General features: G+C 66.5%; 14 protein-coding genes and 1 tRNA gene. 1 reads left to right on the top strand and 14 read right to left on the bottom strand.

Features of this window, described 5'->3' with window-relative positions; translation table 11 throughout:
- Window positions 1–5: 5 nt before the first annotated feature.
- From nuoK to tpiA, 14 genes are all read right to left on the bottom strand, one after another.
- Window positions 6–332 (bottom strand): NADH-quinone oxidoreductase subunit NuoK, encoded by a 327-nt coding sequence (gene nuoK, locus WAF18_RS10830; RefSeq protein ID WP_337245097.1) that lies wholly within the window; start codon window positions 330–332, stop codon window positions 6–8.
- Window positions 329–982: an NADH-quinone oxidoreductase subunit J gene (locus tag WAF18_RS10825; protein WP_337245096.1), complete on the bottom strand. Its 654-nt coding sequence runs from the start codon at window positions 980–982 to the stop codon at window positions 329–331. Before WAF18_RS10825 ends, nuoK begins: the two co-directional genes overlap by 4 nt.
- Before the next feature lie 3 nt (window positions 983–985).
- Window positions 986–1,474 carry an NADH-quinone oxidoreductase subunit NuoI gene (gene nuoI / locus WAF18_RS10820; RefSeq protein ID WP_337245095.1) on the bottom strand — a complete coding sequence of 163 codons (489 nt, stop codon included), beginning with the start codon at window positions 1,472–1,474 and terminating at the stop codon, window positions 986–988.
- Window positions 1,474–2,550, bottom strand: a complete 1,077-nt coding sequence (gene nuoH / locus WAF18_RS10815) for an NADH-quinone oxidoreductase subunit NuoH (RefSeq protein WP_255492907.1) — start codon at window positions 2,548–2,550, stop codon at window positions 1,474–1,476. The genes nuoI and nuoH overlap by 1 nt, the downstream gene beginning before the upstream one ends.
- A gap of 65 nt (window positions 2,551–2,615) precedes the next feature.
- Window positions 2,616–4,847: an NADH-quinone oxidoreductase subunit NuoG gene (nuoG, locus tag WAF18_RS10810; protein ID WP_337245094.1), complete on the bottom strand. Its 2,232-nt coding sequence runs from the start codon at window positions 4,845–4,847 to the stop codon at window positions 2,616–2,618.
- Entirely contained in the window at window positions 4,844–6,211 is a 1,368-nt protein-coding gene (gene nuoF / locus WAF18_RS10805) for an NADH-quinone oxidoreductase subunit NuoF (protein ID WP_337245093.1), read from the bottom strand. The genes nuoG and nuoF overlap by 4 nt, the downstream gene beginning before the upstream one ends.
- 14 nt (window positions 6,212–6,225) lie before the next feature.
- Complete coding sequence (gene nuoE, locus WAF18_RS10800) at window positions 6,226–6,753, bottom strand: NADH-quinone oxidoreductase subunit NuoE (protein ID WP_183426503.1); 528 nt, start codon at window positions 6,751–6,753, stop codon at window positions 6,226–6,228.
- Window positions 6,750–8,066: an NADH-quinone oxidoreductase subunit D gene (locus WAF18_RS10795; protein ID WP_337245092.1), complete on the bottom strand. Its 1,317-nt coding sequence runs from the start codon at window positions 8,064–8,066 to the stop codon at window positions 6,750–6,752. Before WAF18_RS10795 ends, nuoE begins: the two co-directional genes overlap by 4 nt.
- Window positions 8,063–8,836 carry an NADH-quinone oxidoreductase subunit C gene (locus WAF18_RS10790; protein ID WP_337245091.1) on the bottom strand — a complete coding sequence of 258 codons (774 nt, stop codon included), beginning with the start codon at window positions 8,834–8,836 and terminating at the stop codon, window positions 8,063–8,065. The genes WAF18_RS10795 and WAF18_RS10790 overlap by 4 nt, the downstream gene beginning before the upstream one ends.
- The gene (locus WAF18_RS10785; RefSeq protein ID WP_183426506.1) at window positions 8,829–9,407 is read right to left on the bottom strand and encodes an NADH-quinone oxidoreductase subunit B; all 579 of its coding nucleotides are present in this window, start codon (window positions 9,405–9,407) and stop codon (window positions 8,829–8,831) included. The genes WAF18_RS10790 and WAF18_RS10785 overlap by 8 nt, the downstream gene beginning before the upstream one ends.
- On the bottom strand, window positions 9,398–9,754 hold the full coding sequence (locus WAF18_RS10780) for an NADH-quinone oxidoreductase subunit A (protein ID WP_183426507.1): 357 nt from the start codon (window positions 9,752–9,754) through the stop codon (window positions 9,398–9,400). Before WAF18_RS10780 ends, WAF18_RS10785 begins: the two co-directional genes overlap by 10 nt.
- A gap of 343 nt (window positions 9,755–10,097) precedes the next feature.
- Window positions 10,098–10,182, bottom strand: a tRNA-Leu gene (locus WAF18_RS10775).
- Between the two features lie 61 nt (window positions 10,183–10,243).
- Entirely contained in the window at window positions 10,244–10,681 is a 438-nt protein-coding gene (gene secG / locus WAF18_RS10770; protein WP_337245090.1) for a preprotein translocase subunit SecG, read from the bottom strand.
- A 39-nt stretch (window positions 10,682–10,720) separates the two neighbouring features.
- Entirely contained in the window at window positions 10,721–11,473 is a 753-nt protein-coding gene (gene tpiA, locus WAF18_RS10765; RefSeq protein WP_337245089.1) for a triose-phosphate isomerase, read from the bottom strand.
- Between the two features lie 185 nt (window positions 11,474–11,658).
- Between tpiA and WAF18_RS10760 the strand changes: the two genes are divergently transcribed.
- Window positions 11,659–12,372, top strand: coding sequence for a DUF481 domain-containing protein (locus WAF18_RS10760; RefSeq protein ID WP_337245088.1), 714 nt, complete (start codon window positions 11,659–11,661; stop codon window positions 12,370–12,372).
- Window positions 12,373–12,639 lie beyond the last annotated feature (267 nt).

The following is a 12,639-nucleotide window of genomic DNA, read 5'->3' as shown; positions in this document are numbered from 1 at the left end:
CCGGCTCAGCCCTTCAGCGTGTCGAGTTCGGCGACGTTGATCGTGCGCCGGTTGCGGAACAGCGTGACCAGGATCGCCAGGCCGATCGCGGCCTCGGCCGCGGCCACGGTCAGAATGAAGAACACGAAGATCTGACCGGCGGCATCACCGTATTCGCGCGAGAATGCGACGAAGTTGATGTTGACCGCGAGCAGCATCAGCTCGATCGACATCAGCAGGATGATCACGTTCTTCCGGTTGAGGAAGATGCCCGCCACCGAGATGCAGAACAGCACCGCGCCCAGCGACAAGTAATGGCCCAGCGACAGGCCGGTTCCGAACAGCTCGGTCATTTCGCTTCTCCCTCGGTCGGCAGGTCACCGGCATCAGCCGGGGCCTCGACCACCGGACGCACTGCGTCCATCTTCACCACGCGCATGCGGTCCTGGGCCCGCACCCGCGCCTGCTCGCCCGGGTTCTGGTGCTTGGCGCCCGGACGGCGACGAAGCGTCAGCGTCACCGCGGCGATCACCGCGACGGTGAGGATCACCGCGGCGACCTCGAACGGCAGCAGGAAGTCGGTGAACAGCCGGCGGGCCAGCCACACCGTGTTCGAGACCCCAGCCGCGTCGACCGCATCGACCGCGAACGGCGTCATGCGACTGCGCACGCCGATCAAGGCGAGGATCTCGAGCAGCATCACCACCGCCACGATCAGGCCGACCGGCAGGTAGCGCACATAGCCTTCCCGCAGCGGCGCGACATCGATGTCGAGCATCATCACCACGAACAGGAACAACACCATCACCGCACCGACGTAGACCAGCACCAGGGCGATGCCGAGGAACTCGGCGCCGACCAGCAGCCAGGTGCAGGCGGTGGAGAAGAACGTCAGCACCAGGAACAGCGCCGCGTGCACCGGGTTGCGGGCACTGATCACCGCAACCGCGGACATCACGGTCGTCGCGGCGAAGACGAGGAAGAAGATCAGGGCGAGGTCCATGGCTTACCTGTACGCGGAGTCGGCGGCGCGGCGTTCGGCGATCTCGGACTCGAGACGGTCGCCGATAGCCAGCAGCTGCGGCTTGGTCACGATGTTCTCGCCGCGGTTCTCGAAGTGGTACTCGTGGATATGCGTCTCGACGATCGAATCCACCGGGCACGATTCCTCGCAGAACCCGCAGTAGATGCACTTGAACAGGTCGATGTCGTAGCGCGTGGTGCGGCGGGTGCCGTCGGCGCGCGGCTCCGAATCGATCGTGATCGCCAGTGCCGGGCACACCGCCTCGCACAGCTTGCACGCGATGCAGCGCTCCTCGCCGTTGGGATAGCGGCGCAGCGCATGCAGCCCACGGAAGCGCGGCGACTGCGGCGCCTTCTCCATCGGGTACATCAGCGTGTACTTGTCCCGGAACAGATATCGGAACGTCAGTGCCATGCCGCCGAGCAACTCGAGCAGCAGCAGGCTCCTGAACCATGCAACGAACTTGCCCATCACTGCCCTGCCTCGAATACGCCGAAGTACGCCATCAACGCGGTGACCACGATCCAGCCGATGCTGATCGGGATGAACACCTTCCAGCCCAGCCGCATGATCTGGTCATAGCGGTAGCGCGGGAACGACGCACGGAACCAGATGAAACAGCTGGCGAAGAAGAACACCTTCGCAAACAGCCACCACCAGCCATCGACCGCCAGCCACTCGAGCACCGGCACGCCGTCGAACCAGCCCTGGAACGGCGACAGCCAGCCACCGAGGAAGAACGTCGAGGTCAGGAAGCTGATCAGGATCATGTTCGCGTACTCGGCCAGGAAGAACAGCGCGAACGCCGACCCCGAGTACTCGACCATGTGGCCGGCGACGATCTCCGACTCGCCTTCGACGACGTCGAACGGCGAGCGGTTGGTCTCGGCCACACCGGACACGAAATAGATCACGAACAGCGGCAGCATCGGCAACCAGAACCAGTCGAACAGCCCCTTGCCGCCGGACTGCGCCATGACGATCTCGCTGAGATTCAGGCTGCCGGCGCCGACCATCACGCCGACCAGGGCGAAGCCCATCGCGATCTCGTAGCTGATCATCTGCGCCGAGGCGCGCATCGCACCCAGGAACGCGTACTTGGAGTTCGACGCCCAGCCGGCCAGGATGATCCCGTAGATGCCCAGGCTGGTCATCGCCAGCAGGTACAGCAGGCCCGCGTTCGCGTTCGACAGCACCAACTGCGCGTCGAACGGCACCACCGCCCAGGCCGCGAATGCCGGCGCGAGGGTGATCAGCGGCGCCAGCACGTACAGCACGCGCTGCGCGTTGGTCGGCTGGATGACTTCCTTGAACAGCAGTTTGAAGACGTCGGCGAAGGCCTGGAAGATGCCCATGCCGACATACATCGGCCCATGGCGCACGTGCATCCAGCCGATCAGCTTGCGCTCCCAGACCACGTAGAACGCCACGGCGATGATCACCGGCATCGCGATCACGAGGATCTTGAGCACGATCCACAACACCACGCCGAGGCCGCCCAGCGACAGCAGCGCGTCGTGCAGTGGCGCGGTGAGATCGCCGAGCAACGATGCGGTGTTCGTCACGCCGGCTTGCGAAACGCCGCCTTGCAAAAGGCTTGCTGTAGGCATGCTCATGCCGCCACCACCTTGACCTTGCCGGCCACCAGCGCCGCGGTGGCGCCGTAGCCCGATTCGACCCATGCCGCGCCGGGGGCGACGCGGTCGTCGACGACGACCTGCAGCGTGCCGGTGCCCACCGCGTTGCTGACCTTGGCCATGCCGCCATCGGCCACGCCCTGCGCCGAGGCGTCATCGGGATGCAGCGCGATGCGCGGGCCCAGGGTCAGCGGATGAGACTGCAGCGCCGCGGCGCGACGGGTCAGCGCATCGACCCGGTAGATCGCCTGGGTCACCGCCAGTTCGAGCCCGTCGCCGTCGACCGTCGGGGCCGCAGAGGCCGCGACCGTCACGGTCCGCGGCTGCAGACCCGCACGCAGGCCGGCCAGATCGGTGAACTCGAAGCCAGGCACCGCCAGCTCGCCACCGAGCGCACGCAGCACCCGCCAGCCCGCCCGGGCATCGCCCGGCAGCTTGCCGGCTGCGGTCGCATGCTGCGCGCGTCCGTCGAGGTTGGTCAGCGTGGCATCGATCTCGGCGAGCGCGCCGATCGGCAGGATCACGTCGGCGACGCTGCGCGTGGATTCGCAGGCGAACTGGCTGAACGCCACGACCTGGGCCGCGCCCAGTGCCTGCATCGCTTGCGCCGGATCGGCGAAGTCCAGGCCCGGCTCGATGCCGTAGATCACATAGGCGCCACGACGCTGCGCGAGCATCGCGTTGGCATCGCGCGTGGTCGGCAGCACGCCGGCATGCGTCAGACCGACCGCATTCGCACCCTGCGGGATCCGGCACAGCGCGGCCCCGGTCGACTGCGCCAGCGCGGCCGCGGCCTTGCGGATGTCGGCGGCATGCGCGCTGGTTTCCGCCTGCGCACCGACGAGGATCGCGGCATGCTTGGCATCGCGCAGCGCGTCGGCCAGTTCGGCGACCTGCAGCGTCTCGGCGATGCGCGACGGCGCCACGATGGCCTTGTCGGCGATGTCGAAGGTGAACTCGAAATCGACCGGATTGACGACATAGACCTTGGCGCCGCGCTTCCACGCCTGGCGCACGCGGTGGTGCAGTAGCGGCACTTCATGGCGCAGGTTGGACCCGACGATCAGCACCGCATCGGCCTTGTCGAGCTCGGCGACGGGCATTGCGAAGGCTTGCGCGACGGCGCCATCGGACAGGTCGCGCTGGGCGATGCGATGGTCGAGGTTGCCCGAGCCCAGGGCGTCGGCCAGACGTGCCAGCAGCGCGCCCTCCTCGTTCGACGTGGCCGGGTGCACCAGCACGCCGAGTTCGTCGGCCGGGTTGTCGCGCAGGATCCGGGCCGCGCGCGTGAGCGCCTCGTCCCAGGTCGCCTCGCGCCACTGGCCGCCGTCCTTGATCTGCGGATGCAGCGCACGGTCCTCGGCCGCCAGGCCCTGATGCGAATAACGGTCGCGGTCCGACAGCCAACACTCGTTGACCGCCTCGTTGTCGCGTGGGACCGCGCGCATCACTTCGCCGCGGCGCAGGTGCAGGAACAGGTTGCTGCCCAGCGCGTCATGGCCGCCGAGCGACTCGCGCGCGATCAACTCCCACGGCCGCGCGCGGAAGCGGAAGACCTTGTTGGTCAGCGCGCCGACCGGACACACGTCGATGACGTTGCCCGACAGTTCGGTCGTCAGCGGCTTGCCGTCATAGGTGCCGATCTGCAGGTTCTCGCCGCGCTGCATGCCACCCAGCTCGTAGGTCCCGGCGATCTCGGCGGTGAAGCGGATGCAGCGCGTGCACTGGATGCAGCGCGTCATTTCGGTGGCGACCAGCGGACCGAGGTCCTCGTCGGGCACCACGCGCTTGCGCTCGGCAAAGCGGCTGACCGAACGGCCGTAGCCCAGCGACAGGTCCTGCAGCTCGCACTCGCCGCCCTGATCGCAGATCGGGCAATCGAGCGGATGGTTGATCAGCAGGAACTCCATCACGTTGCGCTGCGACTTGAGCGCCTTCTCGCTGCGCGTGACGACCTTCATGCCGTCCATCACCGGCGTGGCGCAGGCCGGCGCGGGTTTGGGCATCTTCTCGACTTCGACCAGGCACATGCGGCAGTTCGCCGCGATCGCCAGCTTGTCGTGGTAGCAGAAGCGCGGGATCGCGATGCCGGCCTTGTCGGCGGCCTGGATGATCATCGAGCCCTTGGGCGCGGCCAACTCGACGCCGTCGATGAAGACAGTGACGTGGTCAGGCGGCAGGTTCGGATTCACAGGTTGCGCGCTCATGCGGCCACCGCCTTCGACACCACGGTGCCGTTGCGCTGATCGTCGACCAGGAAACGCCGGTTGACGATCGCGTACTCGAACTCGTCCCAGAAGTGGCGCAGGAAGCCCTGCACCGGCCACGCGGCGGCCTCGCCGAACGCGCAGATGGTGTGTCCCTCGATCTGGCCGGCGGCCGCTCGCAGCATCTGCAGGTCGTCGACGGTCGCCTTGTGTTCGGCGATACGGGTGAGCATGCGGTACATCCAGCCGGTGCCCTCGCGGCAGGGCGTGCACTGGCCGCAGGACTCCTTGAAGTAGAAACGGGCGATGCGCTGGCACGCGCGCACCATGCAGGTGGTCTCGTCCATCACGATGACCGCACCCGACCCCAGGCCGGAGCCGGCCTTCTGGATCGCGTCGTAGTCCATCGTCAGGCCCATCATCGTCTCGCCCGGCAGCACCGGCATCGACGAACCGCCCGGGATCACCGCCTTGATGCGGTGCCCATTGCGCATGCCGCCGCACAGATCGAGCAGCTCGGAGAACGGCGTGCCCAGGCGGATCTCATGGTTGCCCGGACGCGCGACGTGGCCGGAGACCGAGAAGATCTTGCAGCCGCCATTGTTGGGCTTGCCCAGATTCAGGAACCACTCCGGGCCGTTGCGCACGATCGCCGGCACCGAGGCGTAGGTCTCGGTGTTGTTGATCGTGGTCGGCTTGCCGTACAGGCCGAAGTTCGCCGGGAACGGCGGCTTGAAGCGCGGCTGGCCCTTCTTGCCTTCGAGCGACTCCATCAGCGCGGTTTCCTCGCCGCAGATGTAGGCGCCCGCGCCCAGCGCGTTGTAGATGTCGATGTCGATGCCCGAGCCGAGCACGTTCTTGCCCAGCCAGCCGTTGGCATAGGCCTCGGCGGTGGCTTCTTCCAGATGCTCGAACGGCTCGTGATGGAACTCGCCGCGCAGATAGTTGTAGGCCACGCTCGAACCGGTCGCGTAGCAGGCGATCGCCATGCCTTCGATGACCGCATGCGGGTTGTAGCGCAGGATGTCGCGGTCCTTGGCGGTGCCCGGCTCCGACTCGTCGGAGTTGCAGAGGATGTACTTCTGCATCTCGCCCTTGGGCATGAAGCTCCACTTCAGACCGGTCGGGAAGCCCGCGCCGCCACGACCGCGCAGGCCCGACTGCTTGACCATCTCGATGACGTCGGCCGGCGGGATCTTCTCTTCGAGGATCTTGCGCAGCGCGCTGTAACCACCCGTCTTGAGGTAGTTCTCGTAGCTCCACGGCTTGTCGAAATGCAGCGTGGTGTAAACCGCCTGGTGTTCCTTGGGCGCAGGCCCGACGGGCCCGTAGCCTTCGGAAGACTTGGGATGGTGATGTGCCATGTCCGCGCGTTGCCCTACTTCAGACCATCGAGCAGCTCGTCGACCTTCTCGGGCGAGAGCTTCTCGTGGTAGTGACCGTTGATGACCACGACCGGCGCGCCGCAGCACGCGGCGACGCATTCTTCCTCGCGCTTGAGAAAGACGCGGCCGTCGGCCGTGGACTCGCCCAGCTTGCAGCCGAGTTTCTTCTCGGCGTGCGCGACCAGATCCTCGGCGCCGTTGAGCCAGCAGCTGATGTTGGTGCAGAAGGCGACGTTGTTGCGGCCGACCTTCTCGGTTTCGAACATCGAGTAGAACGTCGCGACCTCGTACGCCCACACCGGCGGCAGGTCCAGGTACTTGGCCACGCCGGCGATGAGCTCGTCGGTGAGATAACCGCCGTTCTGCTCCTGCGCAGCGAACAGGCCCTGCAGCACCGCCGAACGCTTGCGGTCAGGCGGGAACTTGGTCAACCAGTGGTCGATGTGCGCGCGGGTGTCCTCGCTGAGCACGACCATCGGGTCGACGTTGCGGGCGTTCTCGAAATTTCCGGTCGCCTTCATCGGTCGACTTCTCCGAACACGATGTCGTAGGTGCCGATCATCGCGACGACGTCCGAGAGCATGTGGCCCTTGGTGATCGCGTCCATCGACGAGAGATGCGCAAAGCCGGGCGCGCGCAGATGCACGCGGAACGGCTTGTTCGCGCCGTCGGAGACCAGGTAGCAACCGAACTCGCCCTTGGGCGCCTCGACTGCACTGTAGGTCTCGCCCGCGGGCACGCAATAGCCCTCGGTGAACAGCTTGAAGTGGTGGATCAGCGCTTCCATGTCGTCCTTCATCTCCGCGCGGGAGGGGGGCGACACCTTGTAGTTGTCGAGCATGACCGGGCCGGGGTTGGCCTTCAGCCATGCCACGCACTGGGCGATGATCCGTGCCGACTGGCGCATCTCGAAGACGCGGATCAGGTAGCGGTCGTAGCAGTCGCCGTTGACGCCGACCGCGATATCGAAATCGACATCGGCATAGCGCGCATACGGCTGGGTCTTGCGCAGATCCCACTCGATACCCGAACCGCGCAGCATCGGGCCGGTCATGCCCCAGGCCATCGCCTGCTCGGGCGGGATGACGCCGATGCCGACAGTACGCTGCTTCCAGATGCGGTTGTCGGTGAGCAGGGTCTCGTACTCGTCGACGCGGCTGGGGAAGTCCTTGGCGAACGCCTCCAGGTAGTCGAGCATCGAGCCCTCGCGCCAGGCATTGAAGCGCTTGAGCTTCTCGCCCTTGCGCCAACGCGATTCCTTGTACTGCGGCATGCGCTCGGGCAGGTCGCGGTAGACACCGCCAGGCCGGTAGTAGGCGGCATGCATGCGCGCGCCCGAGACCGCCTCGTAGACGTCCATCAGCTCTTCGCGCTCACGGAACGCATAGAGCATCACCGCCATCGCGCCCAGGTCGAGCGCGTTGGAGCCGATCCACATCAGGTGGTTGAGGATCCGCGTGACCTCGTCGAACAGCGTGCGGATCCACTGCGCGCGCTCGGGCGCCTCGACGCCCATCAGCGTCTCGATGGCGCGCACGTAGGCGTGCTCGTTGCACATCATCGACACGTAGTCGAGACGGTCCATGTAGCCGATCGACTGGTTGAACGGCTTGGACTCGGCCAGCTTCTCGGTCCCGCGATGCAGCAGGCCGATATGCGGATCGGCGCGCATCACCGTCTCGCCGTCCATTTCCAGGATCAGGCGCAGCACGCCATGCGCGGCCGGATGCTGCGGGCCGAAGTTGAACGTGTAGTTGCGGATCTCCTGCTTGAGGACATCCGCGCTCGGCGTGGTGTTCGCCTGGTGCAGGGAAGTAGTCGGCACGGCACTCATTTGGCGTCCTCCGCGCGGCGGGCCATCTGCTCACCGCTGGCGGTCGCATAGCGGGCATCGTCGCGGATCACGCGTGGCACGCCGACGCGCGGCTCGACCGAGGTCACCGGCTCGTAGACCACGCGTTTGCGTTCGGCGTCGTAACGCACTTCGACGTTGCCGATCAACGGGAAATCCTTGCGGAACGGATGGCCGACGAAGCCGTAATCGGTGAGGATCCGTCGCAGGTCGGGATGGCCTTCGAAGATCACGCCAAACAGATCGAACGCCTCGCGCTCGAACCAGTCGGCGACCGGCCACAGCCCGGTCAGCGAGGACACGACCGGCAGATCGTCGCTGGGCGCAAAGCAGCGCACCGTCAGGCGGCGGTTGTGACGGATCGACAACAGCTGCGCGACCACGACGAAACGGCGCTGCGGCACCGGGATCTCGGCGGTCGCATCGGGCTGGCCGACCTGGCGGCTCGGGGCTTCACCGAAGCGGAAGCGACCCGGACCACGGCCTTCGACGCCGCGGCTGAAGCCCTCGGAAGACACCTCGGTGTCCCACTCGTCGCTGCCGTAGCCCAGATAATCGACGCCACACAGATCAATCAGCGACTCGAAGCCGAACTCGTCGCGCAACGCGCGGCAAGTGTCGAGCCAGTCGCCGGCGGCGGTGATCGTCACCTCACCGCGCGGCAGCGCAACGCCCACTTCGGCGTCCGCAAAGCGAGTGCGCAGGCGCGCGGCGAATGCGCTCGCCGTTTCCCGAACAGGTTGGTCACGCATCGCGCAGCCCCGTCTTCTCGTCGCCGAAATTGGTGGCGCGGCGGATCTTCTTCTGCAACTGCAGGATGCCGTAGACCAGTGCCTCGGCCGTCGGCGGACAGCCCGGCACGTAAACATCGACGGGCACGATGCGGTCGCAGCCGCGCACCACGGAATACGAATAGTGGTAGTAACCGCCGCCATTGGCGCAGCTGCCCATCGAGATGACCCACTTCGGATCGGGCATCTGGTCATAGACCTTGCGCAGCGCCGGGGCCATCTTGTTGACCAGGGTGCCGGCCACGATCATCACGTCGGACTGGCGCGGACTGGGGCGGAACACCACGCCGTAACGGTCCAGGTCCAGGCGCGCTGCGCCGGCGTGCATCATCTCCACCGCGCAGCAGGCCAGACCGAAGGTCATCGGCCACATCGAGCCGGTCCGCGCCCAATTGAGCAGCGCGTCGGAGCTGGTGGTGACGAAACCGCGCTCGAGCAGCGGGTTTTCGCCTTCGGGGCGCAGGATGTCGTCGACCCGGCCTTCCGGCAGCGGGTTGTTCATCAGGCGCGCAACGGTCTGGCTCACTCCCATTCCAGCGCTCCCTTCTTCCACACGTAGATGAAGCCGAGCAGCAGCATGCCGGCGAAGATGCCCATCTCAATCAGGCCGAGCATGCCGAGTTCGCGGAACACGGTCGCCCAGGGCACGATGAAGATGATTTCCAGGTCGAAGACGATGAACTGGATCGCGATCAGGTAGTAGCGCACATCGAACTGCATGCGCGCGTCCTCGAATGCCTCGAATCCGCACTCGTAGGGCGACAGCTTCTCCAGCGACGGGCGCTTGGGCCCGAGCAGGTTGCCAACGACCAGCAAGGCGATGCCGATCCCCGTGGCAACGATCAGGAACAGCAGGGTCGGCAGATATTCGGCCAGCACTGGATTGTTCTCTCGGCTACAGCCGCAGGTTTGCGGCCTTGGCTCGACGTCGTGACGTCGCACTCACGAGGCGCCTGGGCGCCTCACGCATATCGGGGACCGCCGCGTTGGCGACGCCTCCACCGATCCCCCTAATTGTACCGTTTTCAGAACTGACGAGTAAACGATTACCCCGGGCCGATACGCGATTCGGGCGGCCTGCAAGGAGGCGCCCAGGCGCCGACCGGACGCATGCGGCAAGAACGCGTCTCAACCACAGCAAACCGCGTGCTTGAAACGAAAAACCCCCGCTTTTGCGGGGGCTTTTCGCCGGCGCGGCACGCGTGCCGACGTCCGTATTTTCTGGTGCCCAAGGGGGGACTCGAACCCCCACGACCTAAGCCGCTACCACCTCAAGGTAGTGCGTCTACCAATTCCGCCACCTGGGCAAACCTGAAACCGCCCGAGCGCATTACTGCAGCACTCGGTAGCCGCGCATTGTAGCGCGAATTATTCCGTCTGGGGAGCCTGCGGCGCAGGTTCCTGCGCCGGTGCCGACGGCACAGTCGCGGCGTCGGCCGGCGCCTGCGGGACCGCGCCCGAGACTGCCGGTGCTGCGGGCACGGCAGCGTCGCCCTGCGGCACTGCCGGCACGGCGGGCGCCTGCTGCTGCGCACCCATCACGCCCAGATCCATGTCCAGCGCATTGGGGTTGGCGCGATGCATCGCGTACCAGGCCATGAACAGGGTGATCGAGAAGAACGAGATCGCCAGCCACTTGGTGGCCTTGGACAGGAAGTTCGACGAACCGCGCGCGCCGAAGACCGTGGCCGAGGCGCCGCCGCCGAAGCCCGAACCGGCCGACGCGCCGGCACCGCGCTGCATCAGGACCAATGCGATCATCGCGATCGCGATGATGACGAACAGAATGTTGAAGACGAACAGCATTGCGTGGGCGCTCGCAGAACGTGTGGTACGAGGGGCCGCTCAGCGCGCGGCTGCAGCGACGATGGCCAGGAAATCGGCGGCCGACAGCGAGGCTCCGCCGATCAACCCACCGTCGACATCCGGCTGCGCGAACAGCTCGGCCGCGTTGGCGGGCTTGACGCTGCCGCCATACAGGATCGGCAACGAATCGGCGATCTTAGCATCCCGTGCCGCGATTTCGCTACGGATGAAGGCGTGGACGGCCTGGGCCTGGTCCGGAGACGCGGTCCGGCCGGTGCCGATCGCCCAGACCGGCTCGTAGGCGACGACCGCGTCGGCGAAGGCGGCCGCGCTGACCAGGTCGAGCACCGGGCGCAACTGGGCGGCAATGGCGTCCTCGGTGAGGCCGGCGTCGCGCTGCTGCAGCGACTCGCCCACGCACAGGATCGGCCGCAGCCCGGCATTGACCGCTGCCAGGAACTTGCGCGCCACATGCTCGCTGCTCTCGTGGTGGTACTGCCGACGCTCGGAATGGCCGACCAGCCCGAAGCGCGCGCCGACATCGACGAGCATCGTCGCAGACACCTCGCCGGTATAGGCGCCCTCTTGGTTGCTGCTGACATCCTGGGCACCGAAGGCAAGGCCCTGGGCACCCGCGAAGGCTTCGGCCAGGTCGCCCAGATAAGGCAGCGGTGGCAGGATCACCACCTCGACCCCCGGCGCCGGCGTCGCGGCGATCCGCGATACCAGCGCATTGGCGAATTCACGGCTGCCGTGCAGCTTCCAGTTGCCGGCGACGATGCGTGGACGCATTGGCCATCCTCATGAATGCGGAACGGGGATTCTAGGCGCTGCAACCCAACGGGGCATAGCTGGAGAATCGCGCGGGCCTTCAAAGGCCGGCCTTCACATCGCAAAATAGCCGTAGCCGGCCCTCGCCGGCTTTTTGTTGCGCGGCCTGTTTCGCGTGATGTCCACGATGACCGGAGTTCCCCCCCATGCGCTCTTTCCCTGCCCTCACCGCCCTCGCCTGCGCGCTCGCGCTGGCCCCCACCCTCGCCCTGGCCACCGACGGCTGGACCGGCACCGGCGAGCTCGGCGTGGCCATCTCCAAAGGCAACACCGACAGCGAAACGATCGTGGGCAAGCTCGCGCTCGCCCGTGAGACCGAACTGTGGAAGCATGCGGTGAATGCGTCGTTCCTGTACGGCACCGCCGACGAGGTCGAGAACGCGCGCCGCTACGAGCTGTTCGGCTCGACCGGCTACCAACTCGGCGAGCGTCACTACGTGTTCGGCTCGGCGCGCAACGAGCGCGACCATTTCAGCACCAACGAGTACCAGACCACGGTGGCCGGCGGCTACGGCTTCGAAGCCTTCATGGACGAGCGCACCAAGCTGGTGTTCGAGATCGGCCCCGGTTACCGCTGGGCCAAGGCGCAGGATGTGCGCGTGCACAACAACGAGGCGATCGTCCGCGGCTTCATGGACTTCAGCCATCAGCTCAACGACAACACCCGCCTCTACGACACTCTGCTGATCGAATCGGGCAGCGACAACACCTTCGCCCGCAACGAGCTCGGCGTGCAGGTGAAGATGACCGACGCCCTCGCCCTCAAGGCCGGCTTCGAGATCCGCCACAATACCGAGGTCACCGACGACCGCCAGCGCACCGACCGCCTGACAACGGTGAACGTGGTGTACGGGTTTTGAGGAGCCGGGGGTGCGTGAATGGGTGATCTAAAGGGCGCAAGAAGTGCTCCTTTCCCAAGGGCGGGAAGGGAAGCTCTCATTCGGACGGGCAGCAGCCTGCCGGCCGGAAGCCGCTCCCCCCTCGGTCAAGGCATCCTGCCTTGACTCGGGCGCGCGCCATCCCTGGCGCGCTCGACGCGGCCTCCGGCTGCCAGTCCGCTGCCGCGGGCGCAGGCAACCCGACTTCGGATAACGCAGCACCGCATGCTGGGAGAAGTTGCGCGCCGT

The sequence above is a fragment of the Luteimonas sp. gir genome (assembly GCF_037198055.1).
Lineage (GTDB): Bacteria > Pseudomonadota > Gammaproteobacteria > Xanthomonadales > Xanthomonadaceae > Luteimonas > Luteimonas citri_A.
Note: the sequence above shows the minus strand (reverse complement) of the source record. Positions and strands in the feature narration are given on the sequence as shown.